15 protein-coding genes and 2 pseudogenes are annotated in these 24,096 nt (G+C 62.9%); 13 read left to right on the plus strand and 4 right to left on the minus strand.

Features of this window, described 5'->3' with window-relative positions; translation table 11 throughout:
• The first annotated feature begins 88 nt into the window (after positions 1–88).
• From BMY84_RS02290 to BMY84_RS02320, 7 genes and pseudogenes are all read left to right on the plus strand, one after another.
• Positions 89–930: pseudogene (locus tag BMY84_RS02290) on the plus strand (transposase).
• Positions 931–1,052: 122 nt separating this feature from the next.
• Positions 1,053–2,309, plus strand: a complete 1,257-nt coding sequence (locus BMY84_RS02295; RefSeq protein ID WP_256215012.1) for a TetR family transcriptional regulator — start codon at positions 1,053–1,055, stop codon at positions 2,307–2,309.
• Positions 2,310–2,411: 102 nt separating this feature from the next.
• A complete protein-coding gene (locus tag BMY84_RS02300) occupies positions 2,412–4,697 on the plus strand; it encodes a TonB-dependent receptor (protein WP_093080053.1) in 2,286 nt (761 codons plus the stop codon).
• A 30-nt stretch (positions 4,698–4,727) separates the two neighbouring features.
• Positions 4,728–5,945 (plus strand): Ca2+-dependent phosphoinositide-specific phospholipase C, encoded by a 1,218-nt coding sequence (locus BMY84_RS02305; RefSeq protein WP_093080056.1) that lies wholly within the window; start codon positions 4,728–4,730, stop codon positions 5,943–5,945.
• The gene (locus BMY84_RS02310; protein ID WP_093081637.1) at positions 5,942–7,276 is read left to right on the plus strand and encodes a glycoside hydrolase family 1 protein; all 1,335 of its coding nucleotides are present in this window, start codon (positions 5,942–5,944) and stop codon (positions 7,274–7,276) included. The genes BMY84_RS02305 and BMY84_RS02310 overlap by 4 nt, the downstream gene beginning before the upstream one ends.
• 227 nt (positions 7,277–7,503) lie before the next feature.
• Positions 7,504–9,108: an inorganic phosphate transporter gene (locus tag BMY84_RS02315; RefSeq protein ID WP_093080058.1), complete on the plus strand. Its 1,605-nt coding sequence runs from the start codon at positions 7,504–7,506 to the stop codon at positions 9,106–9,108.
• A 12-nt stretch (positions 9,109–9,120) separates the two neighbouring features.
• Positions 9,121–10,134: a transporter gene (locus BMY84_RS02320; protein ID WP_256215013.1), complete on the plus strand. Its 1,014-nt coding sequence runs from the start codon at positions 9,121–9,123 to the stop codon at positions 10,132–10,134.
• On the opposite strand, the gene ppk2 is transcribed toward BMY84_RS02320, so the two are convergent.
• Positions 10,131–11,021 carry a polyphosphate kinase 2 gene (gene ppk2, locus BMY84_RS02325; RefSeq protein WP_093081643.1) on the minus strand — a complete coding sequence of 297 codons (891 nt, stop codon included), beginning with the start codon at positions 11,019–11,021 and terminating at the stop codon, positions 10,131–10,133. The genes BMY84_RS02320 and ppk2 overlap by 4 nt on opposite strands.
• A 124-nt stretch (positions 11,022–11,145) precedes the next feature.
• Positions 11,146–12,258: an ROK family transcriptional regulator gene (locus BMY84_RS02330; RefSeq protein WP_093080061.1), complete on the minus strand. Its 1,113-nt coding sequence runs from the start codon at positions 12,256–12,258 to the stop codon at positions 11,146–11,148.
• Positions 12,259–12,385: 127 nt separating this feature from the next.
• Between BMY84_RS02330 and BMY84_RS02335 the strand changes: the two genes are divergently transcribed.
• The 3 genes from BMY84_RS02335 to BMY84_RS30795 are packed head-to-tail and all read left to right on the plus strand — an operon-like array spanning position 12,386 to position 17,024.
• Positions 12,386–14,866, plus strand: a complete 2,481-nt coding sequence (locus tag BMY84_RS02335) for a TonB-dependent receptor (RefSeq protein WP_093080063.1) — start codon at positions 12,386–12,388, stop codon at positions 14,864–14,866.
• An 11-nt stretch (positions 14,867–14,877) separates the two neighbouring features.
• Positions 14,878–16,032, plus strand: a complete 1,155-nt coding sequence (locus BMY84_RS02340) for a YdcF family protein (protein ID WP_093081645.1) — start codon at positions 14,878–14,880, stop codon at positions 16,030–16,032.
• A gap of 14 nt (positions 16,033–16,046) precedes the next feature.
• Complete coding sequence (locus BMY84_RS30795; RefSeq protein WP_371262390.1) at positions 16,047–17,024, plus strand: nuclease; 978 nt, start codon at positions 16,047–16,049, stop codon at positions 17,022–17,024.
• A 59-nt stretch (positions 17,025–17,083) separates the two neighbouring features.
• Here BMY84_RS30795 and BMY84_RS02345 read toward each other — a convergent pair.
• Both BMY84_RS02345 and BMY84_RS02350 read right to left on the minus strand, forming a co-directional pair.
• A pseudogene (locus BMY84_RS02345) lies at positions 17,084–18,346 on the minus strand (MFS transporter); the annotation flags it as partial.
• A 48-nt stretch (positions 18,347–18,394) separates the two neighbouring features.
• Positions 18,395–19,891, minus strand: coding sequence for an alkaline phosphatase D family protein (locus BMY84_RS02350; RefSeq protein ID WP_093080066.1), 1,497 nt, complete (start codon positions 19,889–19,891; stop codon positions 18,395–18,397).
• A 103-nt stretch (positions 19,892–19,994) separates the two neighbouring features.
• Between BMY84_RS02350 and BMY84_RS02355 the strand changes: the two genes are divergently transcribed.
• From BMY84_RS02355 to BMY84_RS02365, 3 genes are all read left to right on the plus strand, one after another.
• Entirely contained in the window at positions 19,995–20,570 is a 576-nt protein-coding gene (locus BMY84_RS02355; protein WP_093080069.1) for an RNA polymerase sigma factor, read from the plus strand.
• Positions 20,567–21,469 carry a FecR family protein gene (locus tag BMY84_RS02360; RefSeq protein ID WP_177203867.1) on the plus strand — a complete coding sequence of 301 codons (903 nt, stop codon included), beginning with the start codon at positions 20,567–20,569 and terminating at the stop codon, positions 21,467–21,469. Before BMY84_RS02355 ends, BMY84_RS02360 begins: the two co-directional genes overlap by 4 nt.
• 84 nt (positions 21,470–21,553) lie before the next feature.
• Positions 21,554–24,037 (plus strand): TonB-dependent receptor, encoded by a 2,484-nt coding sequence (locus tag BMY84_RS02365; RefSeq protein WP_093080074.1) that lies wholly within the window; start codon positions 21,554–21,556, stop codon positions 24,035–24,037.
• Positions 24,038–24,096: the final 59 nt, after the last annotated feature.

A 24,096-nucleotide genomic window follows, 5' to 3' on the forward strand; every position in this document is an offset into this window, starting at 1 on the left:
AATGTGTCCGTTGAGATTGAATCGGTAGGGATTCCCAAGTTGGCGTGGTTGTGATTCAAGTTTCCTGCTGGGCAGGAGGCCAGCAGCGATGCCTCAAGCCTGTTCAGGGGATTTTCGGGAGCGTGTGGCGGCGGCGATATTGTCGGGCAGAACGGGTCGCGAGGTGGCGACGGCATTTGGCGTGAGCGTTGCGAGTGCGCTGAAGTGGTCGCAGCGACTGTGCGACACGGGCAGTGCCGCCTCGCTTCCGATGAGCGGTCACAAACCAGGTGTTTTGGCGGACGAACAGGGATGGATGCTGCCGCCGCTTGAGGAATGCCCGCATCTGACCGTGCAGGGCCTGGCGGCGGAGCTGGTCGAGCGCGGCTATCGGGTCAGCCCCAATGCGGTATGATCGTTGCTCCGCAAAGCCGGTCACAGCTTCAAAAAAAAAGCCTGTTCGCCAGCGAGCAGGATCGTCCGAAGATTGCGCGTCGGCGAGCACAGTGGAAGAAGTGATCCCAGGCGTCTGGTCGAAGTGTGCTAGCAAGCTCGTCGCCAAGGCTCCCTTCGGCCAGTTGAAGACCCTGGCCTTCGTGGCAGCGCTACGCTGCGACCCCCTGCGTGTTGGACGGGCCGGTCAACGGCCAGCTCTGCACCGCCTATGTCGAGCAGTCCCTCGTGCTGACCCTGTCGCCTGGCGACATCGTCATCATGGACAATCTGGGCAGCCACAAAGGCCAGGCCATCCGGGCCGCAGGCGCCAGGTTTCCGTTCCTGCCGCCTTACATTCCAGACCTCAATCCGATCGAACAAGTCTTCGCAAAGCTCAAGCTGCTCTTGCGCAAAGCCGCCGAACGTACCGTCGAGGCGACATGGCAGTGCATCGGACAACTGCTCAATGCCTTCCCGCCGCACGAGTGCGCAAATTACCTTGGGAACAGCGGATAAGCCTCAATCTAATCAGGACAGACTCTAGTTACTTCCGTTACAGTCCGTGGATCAGCTCACGCCGGTGCAGCGCATCTTCCGTGTCGAGAATTTCGATATTTGGCAAACGAGGCAAGCGGTAGGTGACCTGCCGTCTGGCGGTCATACTGGACTGTTTCGTGTTGCGCGATATGGAAGGCGACATGAACGCTCCGGCAGACCGCATGGCCATCCGCAACGCGGCGGCCAATATCACCATCGTCGATGCCGCGCGCACGGTGATCGCCGAACTCGGTCTGGCCGGCATGAGCCTGCGGACCGTTGCGGAGCAGGCAGAGATGTCAGTCGGATCGATCAGCTATCGTATCGGCGATCGCGCTGCGCTGGTCACGGCTGTCATCGCACGCGAGATCGAACTTGCTGATGCCGTAGCCAAGGGTTTCCTGCTGCGGCTCAACGGGATCGAACCGGTCGGTGCGGGTTTGCTGCCCGATCTGGTTGGCGCCTGGCTCGACCTGATGGCGGGCGAGCAGCGCATCTCGGCCATTGTTACCTGTGAACTGGCGCTGCTCGCCAGCCGGATACCAGAAACCGTACCAGATGTGCCCCGGCTGATCGATCGGTCGGCGGCGATGTGGCGGGAGATGCTGAAGATGTCGCCGGACGGCGACCGGCTGGCTGATGCGATCCACGCCTATTGCCTTGACGAGCGCCCCTTCTCGATCGCGCTTGGCGACATGGCCGACTATCGGTTGTTGCGCCAGTCGACCATACGAGCTTTGTTGCGCGATCCGGCAGAGGCACCTGCGCCGGCGGCAAGCCAATGGCATATGGCGTTGGTCGATCGCCTCGCAGTGCCATCGGCCGATGCACTGGACGCCGCCGGCATCATACCCCAGGGGCCGAAGGCCGCGCTGGCCGACCATGTCGCCGACCTGATCGTCGCAGATGGCGTGGGCGCGCTGTCGCACCGTGCGGTCGCCCAGGCGTCGGGCATGGCAGCGTCGAGCGTCGCCCATCATTTCCCGACCCATCGCGACATCGTCTTCGGCGGGGTGGAGGCGATCTATCGTCGGATGCGGACGGACATTCGCGCCTCAAACGGCACCGCGCCTGGCAGCGGCGCGATTATCCAACTGACCCATGAGAGCGCACTGCTTGCCAATCGCAATCCCGCCTTTCTGCCTTTCGCTATCGATATGCGGCGGCGGCGAGCGGAAAATGTCCATGTGCAGGTGGCGGAATGGATCGACGTGCCGGTCGATGGCGATCGCGCGCGGGTACAGGCGATCGTTGTCGCGCTGATCGGCCATGGCCTTGAAATCCTTGCCCGTGGCGCATTGGTCGAACCATTCCCGGACATGTCCCGGCATTTCGCAAGAATCGAACGATCGTCTTAAATATAAATTTAATTGGATAAATTGATCGAACGATCGTCTTAAAACGGTAAAACTGAGATTCTAGTGCGCGGCCCAACGGTTCGATGGGACGGAGCAAGAATCATGTTCGGGTACAAGACAAAGCGCAGCCTCTTGCTGCTTTCGACGATGCTGGTCGGCGGCACCCTGCCGCTGGGCATGGGCATCGCCCAGGCGCAGGACGCCGCCGAAGCGGGTGAGGCACTGCCGGAAATCGTGGTGACGGCCGAACGCCGCAGCGAGAGCAGCCAGAAGGTGCCGCTGGCGATCCAGTCGATTAGCGGCGATACATTGGCCAAGACCGGCTACACCTCGGTCACCGACCTGCAATATACCATGCCGGGCGTGCAATATGACCCGACCCAGGGCGCAGCCTTCCAGATCCGCGGCGTCGGCAGCACCTCCTTCGACTTTTCCAATGCCAAGTCGGTCAGCGTCGTCGTCGATGATGTGGTGATGGACGGCCAGCGCGCCAACGGCCTGACCGGCCTGGTCGATATCGACCGCGTCGACGTGCTGATGGGGCCGCAGGGCACGCTGTTCGGCAAGAATGCGACATCGGGCGTGATCGCGGTGACCACCGGCAAGCCGAAGATCGGCGACCTGTCGGTCCGCGCCAGCGCCAGCTTCGGCGAGCATGACGAGCGCATCCTGAACGGCACCGTCAACATTCCGCTGGGGCCGATCGCGGCGCTGCGCGTGTCCGGCTTCGATCAGGCGTTCGACGGCTTTGGCCGCAATGTGACGCTCAACCGACTGGTCGGATCTCAGCATGAATATGGCGGCCGCGCCAAGCTCTATCTGGAGCCGTCGGACAGCTTCAATCTGATGCTGTCGGGCGACTATGCCTATCATTGGGACAGCAGCGTGCGCACGCCAGTGTCGGGCCAGTCAGCCGCTCTGACAGCGATCCTTAACAATCTTGGCGTCTATCCCGGTCCCAAGAGCGCCGATACCGCGGACTCCTCTTTCGGCGAAATCACGACGGAAGAATATGGCACCTCGCTGCGGATCAACGCGAAGTTGGGCGATCATGATCTGACCTCGATCACCGCTTACCGACTGACCCGATATGATAATTCGACCCCAGCGAACCTCGCGCCGGCCGATCAATATGCCTACATCCCGTTCAACCTGGGATATCTGGATACCGACAAGGTCAGCCAGGAAATCCATCTGGCTTCGCCGACTGGAGGTTTCGTCGAATATCTGGTGGGGGGCTTCTACAACAAGCTCCATGCCCGCCAAATCCAGGCCCAATGGGCAACGCTGGGAACGCCGCTCTATGATGCGAACGGTACGCCGCTCCAAACGCTGTACGCCCTGACCGGCGCGGCCGGGGTTGATGCCAATGCCTCGCTGTTCGATGCCAATAATGAAACGATCGCGGCCTTTGGCCAGTTGAAGTTCAACTTCACGCCAGCGCTAAGCCTAACGCTGGGTGGGCGCTACACGCACGACAATAATTCGCAGAGCCTGGATTTCATCACCGTCAATGCACAGGCCATTGCCGGCTACACCCCGACCTTCGTGGGATCGAGCGCCGCGCCGGCGATCGATTTCGGCCGGGTGAAGGGCGACAATTTCTCCTATCGTATCGCCCCGCAATGGCAGGTCAGCGACAATGTCATGCTCTATGCGAGCTATTCGACCGGCTACAAGCCGGCCGGCATCGCCTTTGTCGGCAACAAATATGCGCCCTACAAGGACGAGACGGTCAAGGCCTGGGAAGCGGGCATCAAGTCGGAATGGTTCGGCCGCCGCCTGCGCCTGAACCTCGACATCTTCCGGTCCGATTTCAAGGATTTCCAGGCAACGATCCTGACCAAGATCCCCGACGGCGCCGGCGGCCTGCTCGACGCGACGGTGATCGGCAATGCCGGCGGCCTGCGCACGCAGGGCGTGGAGGGCAATGTCGCGGTCCAGCCGGTGAAGGGCCTGACCCTGTCTGGGGCGCTGACCTATACCGACGCCAAGTTCACCGACTATGTCTATAACACCACCACCGACTATACCGGATCGCGCCTGACCAACTCGCCCAAATGGGCGGGTACGGCGGCGATCGACTATGAAACCGAATTCGGGTCGGGCTTCGGCGTGCGCGCTCATGCCGACTATGCCTACCGCAGCGAATATTGGACCGTGGTGGGCCAGCCGGATTATTCCAATGTGCCCGGCTATGGTCTGGTCAATGGCCGCCTGACCTTCAGCCTGCCTGGCAAGACGGTCGAATTTGGCGTCTATGCCCGCAATCTGTTCGACAAATATTTCTCCACCGGCTGGCAGCAATATGGGGCGCTGGGCCTGCTCCATTACACCTCGCCCAACGCGCGCCGCACGGTTGGCGGCTTCGTCAACGTCAGTTTCTGATCTCCCACAGAGCCTTCGGGGAAGCATATCATGAATAGCAAGATTGCTGGCGGCATCGCCGCCGCCGCGCTCATCGCAAGCGCGGCCTGGGGAGAAAAGGCGACGGACAGCGCAGCGCCGGACGATGCGCTGTCCATCAATCAGATTCAGGTGGTGGGCACGCATAACAGCTATGCGATGCCCGCCGACCCCCGGGTCATGGCGCTGATGGCGCCGCGCCTGTCCGCGCTGATGGAAAAAATGGGGCTGGCGATGACGCCGGCCCAGCGCGCGGCGATGGAGGACGAGCATCCCGGCGGCCTGACCGAGATGGCCAAGACGCTGGATTATGTGCAGATGCCACTGCAGGCGCAATTGCGCAGCGGCGTGCGCAGCATCGAACTGGACCTGCAGCCCGATCCCAAGGGCGACGCCTATGCCGATCCGCTGCCCTATCGCCAGCTGCGCGAACAGGGCGCGACCGATCTGGCGCCCATCTATGCCGAGGAATTGCACCAGCCCGGCATCAAGGTCTTCCATGTCGCCGACCTCGATTTCCGCAGCCAGTGCCCCAGCTTCCGCTCCTGCCTGACCCTGCTGAAACAATGGTCGGACAGCGAGCCGGACCATAGCCCGGTCTTCATCCTGCTGGAGCCCAAGCTGTCCGGGCTGGATCGCGCCATCCCCGGCGCGGCGACCGTTCCGCCCTTCGATCAGGCGGCGTTCGACGAGGTGGACGAGAGCATCCGCACGATCCTGGGCCGGGACAAAGTGTTCGCGCCCGACGATCTGCGCGGGTCCATGCCGACGCTGGAGGCTGCGGCGCTTGCCCAGCGCTGGCCCAGCGTGAAGGCCGCGCGTGGCAAGTTCATCTTCCTGTTCCTGGTACCGGGCATGAACCTGCCGGCCTTCGCCCCCTATCTGGACGGCCGCCCGTCCTTGCAGGGGCGCATGGCCTTCGTCCAGGGCAAGCCCGGCATGGCGCACACCGCCTTCATGCTGTTCGACAATGCGCTGAGCCATGGCGCCGAAATCAAGGACGCGGTGAAGAAGGGCTATCTGGTCCGTGCCCGCGCCGACATCGACACCGTCGATGCCCGCGACGATGACGCCCACCGCCGCGATGCCGCGCTGGCGAGCGGGGCGCAGATCATCTCCACCGATTATCTGAGCGCGCCCAATGTCTATGCCAATGGCTATCATCTGGCGCCCTTCGCCCATGGCTGGCGCTGCAACAGCGTCGTTGCCAAATGCGGCGCGCGCAAATGACGAAGGTCGATCTTTCCCGCCGCGCGCTGCTGGGCATCTGCGCGGCGGGCGTGGCCGCACCAGCCCTTGCCGCGTCTAAGACCAAGGGCAGGCGTGACTTTCCCGGAGCCTTCCTTTGGGGATCGGCGACTGCCGCGCATCAGGTGGAAGGCAACAATGTCGCGTCCGACATGTGGCTGCTGGAACATGTGAAACCGACCCTGTTCGCCGAACCATCGGGCGATGCCTGCGACAGCCTGCATCGCTGGGCGCAGGATCTGGACCTAGTGAAGGCACTGGGCCTAAATGCCTATCGCTTCGGTATCGAATGGGCGCGGATCGAGCCGGAGCCGGGCCAGTTTTCCACCGCGATGCTGGACCATTATGGCCGGATGATCGACGGCTGTCTGCAACGGGGTCTGGCGCCGATCGTCACCTTCAGCCATTTCAGCGTGCCGCGCTGGTTCGCGGGGCAGGGGCATTTCCAGTCGCCTGACGGCGCCGATCTCTTCGCCCGCTTCTGCGACCGGGCGATGCGCCATCTGGGCGATCGTATCGCCTATGCCGTGACACTCAACGAACCCAATGTCTCGGCGCTGCTGCGCTTCGTCGCGCTGCCGCCCGCCTTCATGGGCGGCGTCAAGGCGATGCTGGCCGCTGCGGCCAAGGCGTCGGGCAGGCCCGCTTTTGCCAGCGCGCTGTTCAGCGAACAGGATGTGACGTCGGCGATGGTCGCCGCGCATATCAAGGCCTATCAGGCAATCAAGGCGCTGCGACCCGCACTGCCGGTCGGCGTAGGGCTGGCGGTCGAGGACGACCAACTTGTCGGCGAAGATAACAGCTATCGGGCGGCCAAGCGTCGGGCGGTCTATGAACCCTGGTTCGATGTGACCCGGACCCATGCCGATTTCATCGGCGTCCAAAACTATACCCGTCGCCGCTACGACACCAGGGGACTGGTCCCGCCGCCGGCTGGCGCGCCGATGGCGAGCGACGGCCGCGAAATCTACCCGGCATCGCTCGGCAACAGCGTGCGTTACGCCCATCAGGGTACGGGCAAGCCAGTCCTGATCACCGAAAGCGGCATCGCAGCGAGCGACGATGCCCTCCGCCAAGCCTATATCCCGCAATCGTTGCGGGGGTTGAAGGTGGTGATGGATGAAGGCGTGCCGGTGCTGGGCTACACCCACTGGTCGCTGCTCGACAATTTTGAATGGATATCGGGCTATGGCCCGCAATTCGGCCTGGTGTCGGTGGACCGCAAGAGTTTTGTGCGCCAGGCGAAACCTAGTGCCCGCATACTGGGCGCTATCGCTCAAAGTGGCATGCTTTCTTGGGATAATGATTTGTAATTTTGGATAGCGTTCAGGCGCGCCTTGGCGCGCTCTCCCTGAGCGTCACGGCCTGCGTACAATCTGCCACTATCGCTTTGCGCATTGCTACAAGGGGCGGCCGCGTGTTGCGGCTTGATGTTGGGTGGCTTTCTCTGCTTGCCCAGATTGCAACCGCGCTATTGCAATTACCCTGTCACGAAAACCCCATAGCCCATGGCGGTGCAAACCGCGCCGGGGATGATTCGATGAACGCCACAATCGCTATGGACGGACAAGTTGCGCGTCCGGATCTGGACAAGGGGTTGGGTCTGGCGGGGCAGGTCGGCTTTGCCGCCGCGATTCTTGCGGCGCTGATCTATGTTGCCTACAGCATCTATGCCGATGCGACGGCGGTCGGCATTGCGCCCACCGCCTATCTGCCCTTCATGCTGCTGTTCATCGCGCTGCTGATCGCGCTGGGCTTCGAATTTGTGAACGGCTTCCATGACACCGCCAATGCGGTCGCGACCGTCATCTACACCAATGCCATGCCCGCCAATGTGGCGGTGGTCTGGTCGGGCTTCTTCAATTTTCTGGGCGTGCTGCTGTCGACCGGCGCGGTCGCCTTCGGCATCGTGTCGCTGCTGCCGGTGGAACTGATCCTTCAGGTCGGCTCCAACGCTGGTTTCGCCATGGTCTTTGCGCTGCTAATTGCTGCGATCCTTTGGAACCTGGCGACCTGGTGGCTGGGTATTCCGTCCTCCAGTTCGCACACGCTGATCGGATCGATCATCGGCGTGGGCGTCGCCAATGCGATGATGCATGGCAAAAGCGGCACGGCGGGCGTCGACTGGAGCAAGGCCACGGAAATCGGTCAGGCGTTGCTCATCTCGCCGCTGATCGGCTTCGGCGTGGCTGCGCTGCTGTTCCTGGCGATGAAACTGCTGATCCGCAACAAGGCGCTTTATGAAGAGCCCAGGGACGGCCTGCCGCCGCCGACCTGGATTCGTGCCCTGCTGATCTTCACCTGCACCGGCGTCAGCTTCGCCCATGGATCGAATGACGGGCAGAAGGGCATGGGCCTCATCATGCTGATCCTGATCGGCACCGTGCCCACCGCCTATGCGCTCAATCGCGCCGTGCCGGCTCAATATACCCAGCAATTCCACGAAAATTCCCGCGCTGCGGCCAGCGCGCTGGACGTCCCGGTCGCGGCGAATGCCAATGCGGTGCAGGCTCGGGCCGAAGTCACCCGCTATATCGCCGATAAAAGCTATGGCGATGCGACCAAGCCGGCGCTGGCGGTGCTGATCCAGAATGTCGACCGGCAGGTCAGCGACTATGGTTCACTGGCTAAAGTGCCTGCGGCGGCGGTCGAAAATGTCCGTAACGACATGTATCTCGCCTCGGAAGCGATCAAGCGGCTGGGTAAGGACAAGGCGGCCGGCCTGTCCGATACGGCGAAGGACAGCCTGACCAGCTATAAGGGTTCGCTGGACGCGGGCACGCGCTTCATCCCGCTCTGGGTCAAGATCGCCGTGGCTTTCGCGCTCGGCCTTGGCACCATGGTCGGCTGGAAGCGGATCGTTGTTACCGTCGGTGAAAAGATCGGCAAGTCGCACCTGACCTATGCGCAGGGCGCGTCGGCGGAACTGGTTGCGATGGCCACCATCTTCGGCGCCGATCATCTGGGCCTGCCGGTATCGACCACCCATGTCCTTTCGTCCGGCGTGGCAGGAACGATGGCGGCGAACCGATCCGGATTGCAGATGAGCACGATCCGCAACCTGCTGATGGCCTGGGTGCTGACTTTGCCCGTGTCGATCGCGCTGGCGGGTGGCCTCTACATGCTCTTTTCGGCGCTGCTCTGATCGTCCGATGCGGTGAACGAAGCCACCCGGCCTCTGGCATTTGGCGGCTCCGGTCCGATCGGCGGACTGGGGCCGGGCCTCATCTGGGGCCTCGATTTTGGCGAAGGCCAGACCCGGCCGGTCACCGATTGCGAAGCGCCCGCCGCTGGTCAATTCCGTTGGTTGCACCTTAATCTGGCGGATCATGGGACGCAGCGCTGGATCGGCGATCATGCCGGATTGCCGTCGACGGTGCGGGATCTGCTGCTCGCGGCCGAAACCCACCAGCGGGCGTTGGTCGATGAGGGTATCGTCGCTTGTGTCATCCATGATTTCGAGCGGGATTTTGACGTCGCCGACACGGCGCGTGTCGGCGCGCTGCGGGTGGCGCTCACGCCATCGCTGATGCTGACCTGTCGGCTGCACCCGTTGCGATCGGCCGACATTGCAAAGGGGCGGCTGATGCGTGGCGCTGCCTCCATCACCCCGCCGCAGGCGCTGGAACTGCTGGTGGGGGCAATCGGCGACAATATCGCCGACATCAGCCGCTCGCTCAGCACCGACGTGCAACGGGCCGAGGACGCCTTTCTGGACGGCCATCATCCCCCGACCGCCCGCAACCTTATCGGCATTCGCCGCCGCCTGGCACAGATACACCGCCTGCTTTCCGGCATGCGTGGCGTATTCCAGCGGCTGGAGCAGGATGAGGAGTTGCCCGACAGCCTGCTGCCTACGGTCGAGAAAATCGCGCAGCGCCTTCAGTCGCTCGATGGCGATATCATGGGGGTGCAGGCGCAATTGCGGTTGCTACGCGAGGAGCTGGATATCCAGGAATCGCAACGCACCAACCAGAATCTCTATATGCTCTCGATCGTGACCGCGCTGATGCTGCCCGCGACGCTCGTGACCGGCATATTCGGCATGAACACGGGTGGGCTGCCCTTTGCTGACGGCCCCTATGGCACAGTGCATGCCACGATGCTGGCGACCGGTGCGGCCGCCAGCACCTATATGCTGCTACGCTGGCTTGGCTTCATGAAGCGTTAGAAGCGGTCCGGCACATACATGTCCGTCGGGATCGGATGGCGGAGATAATCGGCATGGCGTTCGCGATCAGGCAGCACGACCTGCGATTTGGGTACATCGTCATAGGGAATCTGGTCCAGCAAATGGGCGATGCAGTTCAGCCGCGCCCGTTTCTTGTCGACCGCCTCGACCACCCACCAGGGCGCCTCTTCGATATGGGTCCGCTCCAGCATCGCTTCCTTCGCACGGGTATAATCCTCCCAGCGGCGGCGTGATTCCACGTCCATCGGTGACAGCTTCCACTGTTTCAGCGGATCGTGAATGCGCATGTTGAAACGGAATTGCTGCTCCTCATCGGTGATCGAAAACCAATATTTGATCAGGATGATGCCTGATCGGACCAGCATCCGTTCGAATTCGGGGACGGAGCGGAAAAATTCCTCCACCTCCTCCTCGGTGCAAAAGCCCATCACCCGCTCGACGCCAGCGCGATTATACCAGCTGCGATCGAACAGCACCATTTCACCCGCCGCCGGCAGATGCGCGACATAGCGCTGGAAATACCATTGGGTCCGCTCACGCCCATTGGGGGCAGGAAGGGCGGCGACGCGACAGACGCGCGGATTGAGCCGCTGTGTGATCCGCTTGATCGCGCCACCCTTACCCGCTGAATCGCGCCCCTCGAACAATACGACGACGCGCAGCCCCTTATGGACCACCCAGTCCTGCAACCGGACCAGTTCATGCTGGAGGCGGAAAAGCTCGCGGAAATAGGTGCGTCGGTCGAACTGTTCGCGATCGGGATGATCGGCCAAGTCGTCCAGCATTTCCTCCAGTCGGCTTTCGTCGATCTCCATTTCCAGTTCCTCGTCGAAACTGTCGGCGATTTCCGCCTTGATGCGGTCCATGTCGAAAGCGGAGGAGGAAGCGGCAAAGGAGTCGGTCAAGGGGCAGGTCTCCATCGTCTGGGTCGCCCCCTCCTGCCATGTCTGCATGACAGGGCGTTGACGCTCGCGACCGTCGAAAGAGCGTTCAGGCTTCTGCGGACAGGGCGTGAATGGGCAAAAGCGCAGCGCCCAGCGTAATCGGTGAGCCGTTGAGGGTGGAGACCCGAACAGGCGGACGGCGCTGGTGGACGGTCGTGACCAGGTCAGCGCGACGGATGCGATCCGTTAGTCCTCGAAGAATGTCGGGCGGCAAGGTGCCGGCCAGGACGATCGCGCCGGGGTCCAGCCAGGAAAAGGCCGAGTTGCACAGCGATTCCAGTTGCTGCGCCGCGCGGTCCATCCAGGCTTCTATCGTGGGCGCCTGATCTGCGGCGTTGAAGTCGATGTCGGTGACGGAAGACAGATTGCAGCCCGCGCTGCGGAGCATCGAGAGGAGGTCGAGAGGGCTGGGCCTCGGCAAATGCCCGGGGAACAGGCAACCGATTTCACCCGCAACCCCATATTGGCCGCGCACCAGTCGTCCGTCGACAATAACCCCCGCGCCGATTCCAAAGCCCAGCAGCAGAACGACGATGGTGGTGAAATCCTTCAGCAGACCACCCAGATAATATTCGGCGATGGCGGCTGCATTGGCATCATTTTCGATCCACAGCGGCCATCCCATTTCGGCGGAAAGAATGTCACGCAATGGCGCGTCACGCCAGTCTGGCAGCACGTCGACGACGCTCCAGCGATCCCCCGTCGGCGACAGGGGCGGACCCGGTACGGCGACACCCAGGCCCAGCATGCGCCGCCCCAGCAGGCCGTGGCGATCGACCAGTTCATGGGTAATGCGCCGCACCTTTTGCGCGAAGCCATGGGGATCGGTCGGCTCGACCGTTTCATGATGGCTGGCGATCGGGGCGCCGGTGAAGTCGACAAGGGAGATATCGAGAAAACCCTTATGCGCTGTCGCCCCCACCGCATAGCCGCCATGGCCCGATAGTCGCAGCGGAATGGCGGGACGTCCACGTCCCTGCACTTCGGCTGTCGGCACTTCCTCCACCAGACTGAGGCTCAGCAAATCGCGGGACAGGCGGGTAAGCGCCGTGCCGCTGATCTCCAGTGCCGCCGACAAAGCGGAACGGGACAATGGCCCCGATTTGCGCAGCATCTGGAGGATGCGTCGCTGGTCCTTGTCCAGATTGGGAAATTGCATGGTCGATACCCGCCGCCGGTGAAAAGCGACGATCGGCTATGCGCTTTTATTTATTTTCACAACAATAATTAAAAATGTCACACGCCAGCGTCAGGGGAGCGCCCGACCAATCAAAGAGGGGCTCTCCATGTTCAAGACCATCCTGACCACCGGCACCGCCCTTGCGGCGCTGACTGCCTTCACCCCTGCTTTCGCGCAGGAGGCCGCACCCGTCGATCAGGCCGCCGATGCCGGCAACGGGCCGAGCGACATCATCGTCACCGGCTCCACCCGTGCCCAGCGCCGCTTCGACGTATCCTATGCGATCAACACCATCTCGAACGAGGATGTGGAGAAGATCGCGCCTGTAAACTTCGCCGACCTGATCGGCCAGTTGCCCGGTTTCCAGACCGAAATCACCGGCGGCGAAGTCCAGAATATCTACCGCATCCGCGGCCTGCCCAATGACGGCGGCTTTGTCAGCTTTCAGCAGGACGGCCTGCCGCTGTTCCACGAAAATGACGGTGTCTTCTTCCGTGGCGACGCGATCCTGAAGCAGGATTTGATGACCGACCATGTGGAGGTCGTGCGCGGCGGCCCTGCGCCGGTCTATGCCAGCTATTCGGGCGCTATCATCAACGCCATCACCGTCACCGGCAGCGATACGCCGCGCGGCAAGGCACAGATCACGCTGGGTGACACCGGCCTCTATCGTCTGGACGCCTATCAGGCCGGGCCGCTGGGCAAGGATACCTATTATGCGATCGGCGGCTTCATCCGCCAGCATGACGGCTATCGCGACAATGGCTTCCCCAATGACAAGGGCGGCCAGATCCGCGCCAATATCAAGCATGATTTCGACAATGGATCGGTCAAGTTCAATGTGAACTATGTGAACGACCATAACGTCTTCTATCTGCCGATCCCGACCGCCGATCCGCGCAATCCCAGCGTTTCCCTCGACAAATATATCGACTATTTCGACGGCACGATGAACTCGCCGGCGCTGCGCAACGTGAACCTCATGTATCGCGACGGCACCGGTCAGATCCAGAGCCGCAACAGCGACCTGTCCGATGGCCGCCATATGCAGATGATCAATTTCGGCGCCCAATATGACGGCGAGTTCGGCGAGTGGCTGGTATCCGCCAAGGCGGGCTACACCCAGGGCAAGAACGACTTCACGGCCTTCTATTCGACTACCAACCCGGCCGACGGCAACAGCTTCGCCAGCGGCTATCTCGCCCGCGCCACCACGGCCTTTGGCGCGGTCGATCATTTCGGCTATACGCTGGCCGGGACCAACACCGTCTATGATCCCTATTCGGCATCGGGTCTGGTCATGCAGGGCCAGTATCGGGACATCCATTCGAAATTCTACTCGGGTCAGGCCAACCTGTCGGTCGCCCGCAAGTTCGAAACCGGGTTCGGTAGCCACGACCTGAAGCTCGGCTTCTATGGCAGCCTCTATGGCGAAAGCAGCCGCACCCTTTACCAGAACTATCTGATCGAAGTTTCGGGCAAGCCGCGCACGTTGGATCTGGTCGCCTATAATGCCGCCGGCACGGAAATCGGCCGCGTAACCGACAATGGCGTGCTCAACTATGCCGCGACGCTCAATCAGGGCGACAGCGATGCGAAGATGTTCGCGCTCTATGCCAACGACACCTGGGAAATCATACCGGGCCTGCGCATCGATGCAGGCATCCGTCACGAACGCTACAGCTATAAGGGCTGGGCCGCGCTGACCGAGGCCGCCAATCTGGGTGACACCACCACGCTGGCGGATGACAGCACCCGCGCCTTCACCGGCGTCATCCTCAACCAGACGCTGAAGCCCAACGTCACCAACTGGACCGTCGGCGCGAACTATGACTTCTCCAGCCATGTCGGCATCTATGGTCGTGCCTCGCACCTGGAAACGCCGCCCAACGTTCAGACGGTGATGAGCATCAACCCGACCATCATCACGACCAAGGCCGACCAGTTCGAAGCGGGCCTGAAGCTCGCCTTCGGCCGCTCCTATCTCTACGTCACCGGCTTCTACACCAATTTCGATCCGCTCAACGCCAGCTTCCTGGCCTTTGATCCGACCACCGGCCGCAACGATGTGAACATTCCCTTCATCGGCGAAGCGCAGGTCAAGGGCGTCGAATTCGACGGCAAGCTGGCGCTGACCAACTGGTTCTCGCTGAATGGCGCGCTGACCATCAGCGATCCCAAGTACAAGAATTTCCAAAGCTCGACCGGCGCCGACCCGGAACAGGCCGAAGGCAACCAGATCGTCCGCCAGCCCAAAGTCTATGGCAATATCCGCCCCAGCTTCGACTTCCAGACGAACGGCACGGATATCTCCGTCTATGGCCGCTACACCTATATGGGCAAGCGCTTCGTCGACCTCTACAACAATACCGCATTGCCGGCCTATGGCACGGTGGGCGCGGGCATCACGGCGCGTCACGGTAGCTGGCAGGCGCAGATCGTGGGCGATAATCTCTTCAATGCCCATGGCCTGACCGAAGGCAATACCCGCACCGACTCGCTGAGCGGGCAGGGCAGTTCGGAGGCGATCTATGGCCGCCCGATCTTCGGCCGCAACTTCCGCCTCGTCATCAGCAAGAGCTGGTGATGCGGCGGAGCATGACAAGCCTGCTTACGGCAGCGGCGGTTGCGTTTACGCCTGTCCCGGCTTCGGCCGGGGCAGCCCGCGACACTGTGATGGAGGCGCTGTCGCAGCGTCTCTTCCCGCTGTTCGATGCGGCGGGGCGCGATCCGGCGACGCTGGATCGGATCAAGGCGGGGCAGGGCGTTACGACGTTGCTTCGCGTCCGACAGGAGCGCAGAGCGGCGTGCGGGCAGGATCTGGTCTGCGCGGCGCAGGCGATGATCTGGACGCCGACCGATGTTGAAACCATGGGAAAGGCCACAGCAGGCCTTACCAGCCTCCCGACAGCGGATGATGGCGCGCCAGCGCAAATCCGGCGCGAAATGGAGGGCGTCAATGCCATCGTGCGGACCTATGGGCTGGGGCAAGTCCCATCCTATCCGCAGATCGACGGCGCGGGCATGATCGACCCGCAGGAGCGGCAGGCCCGGTTGCAGGCCGCCGACTGGCTGTCGCGCACGCCCCGCGACAAGTCGGCGCAGGCGCTGGACCCCAGCATAGACTATGCGCTGGCGCTGCTCGACGTCAGCGATCGCACCGACGCGATCGGCTATGAACCCCTTACGGGCGGGGCAAATGCCCCGGCCATGGCGCGGGCGAAGACGCTCGACTGGCGCCGCTATCGCTTCAGCGCCATGATCCTGACCGGCGTCGGTCCGGAAGTCGACGACATGCCGCTCAGCCCCTACGGCAAATATCATCTGCGTCTGGCCGCCAGCCGCTTCGCGCAGGGGGACATTCCCTTCATCATCATCACCGGCGGCCGCGCCCATCCGCGCGCAACCCGCTTTGCCGAGGCGGAGGAGATGCGCAGGGCGCTGATCGACCGTTATGGCGTGCCGGCCGATGCGATCGTTATCGAGCCCTATGCCCGGCACACGACCACGAACCTGCGCAATGCATCGCGGCTGCTGATCGCCATGGGCGCGCCGCTGGACGATGATGCGCTGATCCTCTGCAACCCGCAGCAGAGCGCCATGATCGAAAGCGTGCAGTTCACCAAGCGCAATGCCGACGAACTGGGTTATCAGCCGGGCCAGATCGGCCGCCGTTTCTCACCCACTGAACTCGCCTTCCGCCCCAGTCTCACGTCCGCGCGGATCGATCCGCGCGATCCGCTCGACCCCTGATACGGAGCCGCCCCATGCGTATAGTCGCCTTAGCCATCGCCCTGGCCATGCTGCCCACGGCAGCGCACGCCTGGGGCGGCACCGCCCATAGCGTGATCGATCGCGCTGCGATCGAGGCCATTCCCGATGACGGCCCGATATTCCTGCGTAAGCATGTCGATTATATCGCGGCCTCTGCCTCTCTGCCCGACAGCTGGCGCGGGGATTCGGAGAATTTCTCGAAGATCGAGGAAGACCCCAATCATGGCTGGTTCCGCGAGCAATTTACCTTCCTCAAGCCCATCCCGCGCTCGCGCTATGAATTCGTGATCGCGCTTTACAAGCATTACGAAGCGATCAAGGACAGCGATCCTGCGACCGCCGCGCGCACCAATGTCCGCTGGACCGGCACTTTGCCCTATGCCGCGATCGAGGCCTATGACCGGCTGGTCGTGTGCATGCGCTATGTCCGCAAGGCGCGGGCCGAGGGTGGGGACGTGTCTGTGCCCGAGCAGCATTGCGCCTTCCAAGCCATTCGCTTGGGCCATTATATCGGCGACGGCGCGCAGCCCATGCATGACTCGATTCATTCGGATGGCTGGCGCGGCGATAATCCCAGGGGGGTCACGACCGACCGCAGCGTCCATGGCCGGTTCGAAAGCCAGTTTGTCGACGGCATGAAGCTGACGGTGGCCGATATCGCGCCGCGCATCGGCGCCCCCAGTCATCGCAGCGGCGACATGTTCGAAGCTGTCCTCGCCTTCCTCGACGAAGCGGGAGACAAGGTCGGGACGGTCTACACGCTGGAAAAGCGCAACGGCTTTGCCGATTTCGCCGACAAGGATGTCCGCGCGATGGTCTATGAACGGACGGCGGCAGGCGCCGCCATGCTGCGCGACATGCTTTGCCGCGCCTGGGCGGAAAGCGCCAGTCCGCCAGCCAAGATCTCACCATCGCCGCTTGATTTCACCAATCCCCGCTTCAACCCCGAAACCGGATCGGCGCCCGACTGACGGCGCCGGTCCAGCGCGAAGAGCAAGCGGCCATGCCGGGCATGGCCGAGATCGAAGCGCCGCATCAACAGGATAGCGGCCAGGCTGCCGACCAGCGGAATCCCCAGCCCCAGACCGAGCATGCCGGCCTGTACCGTAACCGCTTGTGGCTGGGCGGGGACATAGCGCAGCCAGCCCAGCGTCCAGCCAATCAGGCTGGTCGAAGCCGCGCCGCTCGCCTTCACCACGACGAGGTAAAAAGCGAACAGCCCCGTCTCGAACCGCCGGCCATGGCGCCATTCCACCACATCGACGGCATCGGCCAACAGCCCCCAAGGCAGCATGAAGACGCTGGCGAGGCCAAAGCCGATGACCGCCGCGCACGCCATGAGCGCCACCGGCCAGGACAGGCAGAGGCTGAAGGCGACCAGACCGGCTGCACAAACGCCATGCCCCATGGCGAGCAATAGGCTTTTGCTGAACCGCCCGGTCATGGCGGTCCACAGCAAGACGCCCGCAAATTGCCCGGCCGTTAGCGCCAGCAGCAAGGTCGCGACCAGATCGGGGCGATGGACGACATAGCTGCCGATATAGAGCAGCATCCGCCCGAAGGCCGGCGCCGCGAAGCCGGTCAGCAAGGCGAGAAGGCCCATGCCGATCACCATCGGATCGCGCAGCGGCACGCGGATGCCGTCCTGCTCCGCACTTGGGCGCACCGGGCGGGATTGGCCGCCGCCAGACGTCCAGGCACAGAGCATCATCGTCACGGCAAACAGTCCGCCGGCGACGGCACCGGTCAGCGCCAGTTGGTCGAAAGCCTGCGCGCTTCCCGCCTGTTGCACCAATGGCGTCAATATGGTTGCGACGATTAACGCGCTCGCCGTGCTGAAGAACAGGCGATAGCCGGACACGCGCCCGCGCGCGCGGCTGTCGCTCGTGACCTGTGTCATCAGCGCATTATGCGGCACATCGATAACCGCATAGGCGCCGCGAAACACCAGCAGCGCGGCGGCCAGCATCCATAATTGCCGCGCGCCAAGGACAGGCATCGCATAAAGAAGGGCAAAGGCCAGCGCACAGGGCGTCGCCGCGATCGCCACCATCCAGCGATAGCCCTTGCCTGCATGGCGCAACCGGATGACCAGTCGGGCCGCGACCAGATCGAAGACCAGATCGCCGCACAACGCCGCCAGCATCACCCATCCCGCCGTCGTGCCGCCTAGCCCCAGTACATCGGTCAGCAGGAACAGGATGGTCAGGTCCGCTCCGCCGAAAACCAGGGCCTTGCCAAAATTGCCGGAGGCATAGGCCATCATGCGACCTTCCGCCAATTTTCGGGTCATCTGGACCTTCCTATCTTCGTGACAGCAAGGGGGATCATATCGACACACTCACATGGCATGCCGTTCAATATCTTGCAGGATTGTCGGCATAGTCTGCGCCGATTTCGGATCGACCGCACGAAACTGCGCGGCTAGTCGCGTTGGCTCGATCTCGATACGGACATAGCCGCTATGGCTCAGGTCATTGAAGCGGACGTGGGGATTATTGGCGCGGACATCGCCGAAGCGGCCGGCCGGTGGGGATTGGGCGGCGAGGGCGGAAGTGACGATTTCGGTCGCGACCGGTTGTTTGGTGTCTGCCCCATGCAGGTCGTTCAGCCAGAAACTGTGAATGTCGCCGCTCAGGATGACGGGATTGTGGACGTTGGGACGGGTCAGTTGTTCCAGCAGCCGATCCCGGCCGGCGGCATAGCCATCCCATTGATCACTGTAGACGGCCTCGCCCGTGCCATCCAAAGCGAGGGGGGCGAAGAAGACCCCTTGCGCCAATAGGGTCCAGGGCCTGCGTTCCCCGGTCAGACGTTGCGCCAGCCACGTCTCCTGTGCCTGCCCAAGCATCGTCCGATCAGGACGCAGCCGTTCGGCGCAATGGTCGAGGCGAGCATTGCGGGCCATCGACGGCGCGGCGCAGGGTGGACTGGAGCGGAACTGTCGGGTGTCGAGCATAGAAAGCGAAACCAGTTCACCCCAGTCGACGCCGCGATAGAGGCGCGGGGTGGCCATGGAGCGCCACAGGCTGGGGCGAATCGGCATATGTTCGAAATAGGCCTGATAGGCGGCGGTCCGCCGCGCCGCGAAGATGTCCGGTGGCAGTCCTTCCCGATTGGCGAGGTCGGCATAATCGTTCAGCACCTCATGATCGTCCCATGTCACCAGCCAGGGCACGCGCCGGTGCGCTTCCTGCAAATCCGGGTCGGTGCGATAGAGAGCGTAGCGGGCGCGATAGCCGTCCAGATCGCGCGGTTCGGGCGCGCCGAATTCGCGGACCCTGGGCTGGTCGGGATAGGATGTTTCATAGATATAGTCGCCGACCTGCACGATCAGGTCGGGATCGCCCGCCAGCATATCGCGATAGGCGCCGAACCATCCCAGTTCCCAATGCTGGCAGGATGTGAGCGCCAGTCGCAGTCGGTCGGCCCGGCCGGGCACGGTGGCGGTGCGGCCGATCGGGCTGGTCGCGCCCAGCGCATGGAAGCGATAATGATAGGATCGCCCCGGTCGCAGCCCGGTCAGTTCGAGGTGGATGCTGTGCGCCGCCTCGGGATGCGCCTGTATTTCTCCGCTGCGGACGATGTGGCGGAAGCCTTCATCGTCGGCGACTTCGTAGCGGACCGGGATCGATCTGGCCTGGAGAGGATGGGCGCCGGGGCCAACGAGGCGGGTCCATAGCACAAAGCCGTCGCGGGAGGGATCGCCGCTGGCAACGCCCAGCGCGAAAGGGTCGGTCTGGGCAGTGAAGGGCGTGGCCAGCAATCGGAGCGGCGCGGCGCCAAGCGCGGCCATGGCACCAAGCACGGCGCGACGATGCCAGGGAGAGGCTTGCATCAGGCGCCCCTATCGGCGGCGTTTGACAGTAGTGCGACAGGCTGTCCCGATTTTGTCATGTCCGCTGGCTAACCGCCCCGTTCAGCCGAAGGGGGACGCTGCCGTGACCTGGTTGAGGGACGTAGATCGCTGGTTCATTGACGAGATACTGCCGCACCGGATCGCGTTCCGGCGGCAGGCGGCGCGACTTGTTCCCACGACCGAGGCGGAAGATCTGGTGCAGGAGGCCTATGCCCGTGCGATCAATGCGTCGCACCATCGCGAAATCGTCAATCCCCGCAGCTTCGTCCTGACCATCATCCGCAATCTGGCGCATGAGCGCCATCGTCGCGCCACCGTCGTCCGGTTCGAGCATCTGGCGGATATGGAAGCGATGGAGATTGCCGACAGCGCGCCGGACCAGTTTGCGGTGTTATCGGGCAATATGGAGCTGGCGCGGCTGATCGCACTGATGGAGCAATTGCCGCCACAACCGCGCGCGGTGGTGAAGATGCGGCGGATCGAAGGATTATTGCCGGGTGACATAGCGGTGCGGATGGGCTTGTCAGTCTCTACCGTAGAGAAGCATCTTGCCAAAGGGCTGGCCATTCTTGCCCATGCGATGCAGGAAGCGCCGCCGCAGGAACAAGGAGCCCCGTTTTCGCGCTTATGGCAACGCCACCGACACCAGAGACAATGATGGAAGAAGCCGCCGGCTGGCTGGCGGCGCTCGATGCAGGATCGGTCACGCCGCAGGCCTTCGAGCAATGGCGCGCAGCCGATCCCCGGCATGCCGTGGCCTTCGCACAGGTGGCTCATGCCTTTGAGCAGGTGGAGCGATTACGCGCGGTCGAGGAACGTCCCGCCGACCCGGCGCCTGCCCCTGCGATCAACCGGCGGGGAATGTTGCGCGCGGGCGTTCTGGCCGGTGGCGCATCGATCGCCGGCGCATTGCTGGCGGTGCGGGCCGCCGCGCGTGAACATGCGGAGACGGCGGTGGGCGAACGGCGTGCGCTGGTGCTGGATGACGGCACCCGGATCACGCTGAACACCGATAGCCGGATCAGTTGGCGGACCGATGAAAAGGGGAGCCGGGTCTGGCTGGAGCGGGGTGAGATCGGCTTGGCTGTGCCCGCCGCACCGCGCGGGCCGCTGGAGCTGGAGGCTGAGGGCGCTCGCTTCAGGTTGGGCGCTGGCCGCTTCAATGCGCGACAACAGCCCGAATCCCTCGACTTGCTGGTGCTCGAAGGCGTGGCTGACAGCATGCGGGGCGGCCAGCTGAAAAGCGGCGCGATGGCACGAGTGATCGGCAAGACGGTCGCCGTCCTTCCGGCGGACATGGTGACGCTCGACCGGGCGCGTAGCTGGAACAATGGGCAGTTGGTGTTCGAAGGCGAAAGCCTCGATTTCGTGGTGGCCGAATTCAACCGTTATCTCGATCGCAAGATCGTCATCGCTGATCCGGCGCTGTCGCGCATCCGGCTGGGCGGGCGCTTTACCACGACTGATCCGGCTGACCTGCTGACGGCCTTGCATGCCTCCTTCGGTATCCGGTCGCAGCGCAGCGCGAATGGCGCGATTACCCTTACAGCAAGCTGATTAAATATTTTTGCGGGTGCGATAGCGGTCGCATCCCGCCCACCCATCCCATCCTCCGAGAGACGCTTCCATCGGAGGGCAAAGATGAGTTTCCATACGGTCGCACTACCCCTGATCCTCGCCGCGGCACCCGCCAGCGCCACGAGCGATCAGGCCATCGCATTCAACATTCCCGCGCAGAATATGGCGACGTCGCTGAACGAGTTCGGTCGTCAGGCCGGCGTCCAGATGGTCTTCCCCTATGATGCCATTGCCGGTCGCCGCTCGGTCACGCTCAAGGGGCGTTTTTCCCGCGCCGATGCGCTGCGTCGTCTGATCGCCGGGCGTGGCATGGCCATTTCCTATGAAGGCGCGACGATGATCTCGCTCGCCGTAGAAAAGGCGCCGACCGAATTATCGGCTGCCGAAGCGGGCGCAGGAGTCGCAGGCGGCGGTGACATCATCGTCACCGCGCAGAAGCGGGCCGAAGACCTGTCGAAGGTGCCGCAGGCGATCACCGTTGTTTCGGGCGAGGAAGCGGCCGAACGCAAGATCACCGACTTTTCCAGTCTGGTCGATGAAGTTCCGGGCCTGTCGATCAACTACAGCACTGGTGGCGAAAGCTATGGCCTGCTGACCATTCGCGGGATCGGCGGCGCGGACGATTACAAGCCCAATGGCAGCCCGTCGGTCGCGCTGCATGTCGATGGTGTCTATCAGAGTTCCAACGCTTATCTGGGCATGCCGCTGTTCGATCTGGAGCGGATCGAAGTACTGCGCGGGCCGCAGGGTACGCTTTATGGTCGCAACACCACGGCGGGCGTCGTCAATGCCATTACGCGCGGCGGCAGCGACAAGTTCGAAGGCTATGCCGATGTGCGCTATGGCAGTTATGACAGCCTGCGCGCCGAAGCCGCGATTGGCGGGCCGGTCAGCGACAATATGCGCGTGCGACTGGCGGTGATGACCGATCAGGGCGGCGGCTTCATGAACGGCAAGGGCGCGGGCGATCTGGCTGGCGCGCAATTGAGCGTCGGTGGCGTCGTGCAGACGCAGGTGCCCGCGATCAACGATCCGGGCGCGCGCAAGGGCTTTGGCGACAAGGATCTGTTCGCCGCGCGCGGTACGGTCGACATCGATTTCGGGCCGGATACCAGCCTGACACTGAAGGCCTTTGCCAGCCGCGACCGGGGCGATGCCCGCCAGTATGACCGGATCAGCGCGGCGGAGGATAGCAGCGTCCTGAATGCCGGCGAGGATGATGATCCCTACAGCTTCTATTCGCGCGCCTATTTTCAGCAGCGGATCGACATCAAGGGCGCGTCGGCGCAATTTTCGCACCTGCTGAACGATGCCACCCGCTTCGACATGGTGGCCGGCTGGCAGTCGAGCCAGCGCAATATCGGTGGCAATGGCGACGGCACGCCCTACCCCCAATATGAATATCTGTTCGATGAGGATCTGAGCCAGGCGTCGCTCGAAATGCGTGTGCGCAACGAGCAGCAGGGCCGCTTCAACTGGTTGATCGGTGGCTTCTACATGAGCGACAAGATCGACTATCAGAGCCAGTGGACCAGTTGGGCCGCGCGCACCATCTATCACAACATCCATAATCAGCGCCGCCGCAGCGCCGCGCTGTTCGGTCAGGCCGATTATGAACTGCTGCCCAAGGTCAAGCTGACGCTGGGCCTGCGCTACACCAAGGATGATGTGGATTCGCAGGGCCGCAATGTCGATGACGACCCCTGGGGCATTTCCAACTATGCCACCTTCTTTGCGACGACGCCCAATTTCCAGTGGGACAAGCAGTTCAAGGATGACAATCTGTCCGGTCGCGGGGCGGCGCAATGGTTCATCACGGATGATCTGAACGTCTTCGCTTCGGTTGCGCGCGGTTATCGGTCGGGTGGTTTTGACGGCACGTCGATCATGACGCTGGCGGAGACGGAGCCGTTTCAGTCGGAAACCGTCTGGGCCTATGAAGCGGGCGTGCGCTATTATAAGGGACCGATCCGCCTCTCACTCGACGCTTTTGCCAATGATTTCGACAATCTTCAGGCGACGACGCGGCTCGACAATGACACCAATGGCCGCACCAATGTCGGCAAGGCCAAGACGCGCGGTTTCGAAGGCGCGCTGGACGTCAACCTGCTGAACAGCGGCGGGCACAAGCTCGATTTCGATGCGTCCGGCACCTATCTCTATTCGGAGATTACCGAGTTCAATTCCAACCGCATTGCGGACGTGACTGCCACCGTTGGCGACCCGCTGCCCGGCGCGCCGAAATGGACTGGCCGGGTCGGCTTCGTCCACAGCTATAGCTTCGGCGATGGCTGGGTGCTCAAGAGCCGGGCCAACATCTTCCATCATGGCAAGGAATCGAACCGTTTGAACGCGGTCGTCGGCAATACGTCGCCCGCCTACACGCTGCTCAACGCCCGGATCGAACTGGAATCGCCGCATGGCTGGTCGGTCTATGCGATGGGTCGCAACATCACCGATGAAGTCTATTATCCCGAAATGAACGGCGCATCGCGCATGGTTGGTGCGCCCGCCACCTATGCGGTGGGCGTTCGCATGACCTTCTGAAAACCGGCCGAAAGCGAGCCTTTTACGATTGAGGCCTGCCTTCGGGTCGCCCGGAGAGG

The organism is Sphingobium sp. AP50, assembly GCF_900109095.1.
Lineage (GTDB): Bacteria > Pseudomonadota > Alphaproteobacteria > Sphingomonadales > Sphingomonadaceae > Sphingobium.

Coding starts and splice junctions, on each gene's coding strand:
- BMY84_RS02300 (WP_093080053.1), top strand. CDS start 2,412: ATGTTCGGGTACAAGACAAAGCGCAGCCTCTTGCTGCTTTCGACGATG.
- BMY84_RS02305 (WP_093080056.1), top strand. CDS start 4,728: ATGAATAGCAAGATTGCTGGCGGCATCGCCGCCGCCGCGCTCATCGCA.
- BMY84_RS02310 (WP_093081637.1), top strand. CDS start 5,942: ATGACGAAGGTCGATCTTTCCCGCCGCGCGCTGCTGGGCATCTGCGCG.
- BMY84_RS02315 (WP_093080058.1), top strand. CDS start 7,504: ATGAACGCCACAATCGCTATGGACGGACAAGTTGCGCGTCCGGATCTG.
- ppk2 (WP_093081643.1), bottom strand. CDS start 11,021: ATGGACCGCATCAAGGCGGAAATCGCCGACAGTTTCGACGAGGAACTG.
- BMY84_RS02330 (WP_093080061.1), bottom strand. CDS start 12,258: ATGCAATTTCCCAATCTGGACAAGGACCAGCGACGCATCCTCCAGATG.
- BMY84_RS02335 (WP_093080063.1), top strand. CDS start 12,386: ATGTTCAAGACCATCCTGACCACCGGCACCGCCCTTGCGGCGCTGACT.
- BMY84_RS02340 (WP_093081645.1), top strand. CDS start 14,878: ATGACAAGCCTGCTTACGGCAGCGGCGGTTGCGTTTACGCCTGTCCCG.
- BMY84_RS30795 (WP_371262390.1), top strand. CDS start 16,047: ATGCGTATAGTCGCCTTAGCCATCGCCCTGGCCATGCTGCCCACGGCA.
- BMY84_RS02350 (WP_093080066.1), bottom strand. CDS start 19,891: ATGCAAGCCTCTCCCTGGCATCGTCGCGCCGTGCTTGGTGCCATGGCC.
- BMY84_RS02360 (WP_177203867.1), top strand. CDS start 20,567: ATGATGGAAGAAGCCGCCGGCTGGCTGGCGGCGCTCGATGCAGGATCG.
- BMY84_RS02365 (WP_093080074.1), top strand. CDS start 21,554: ATGAGTTTCCATACGGTCGCACTACCCCTGATCCTCGCCGCGGCACCC.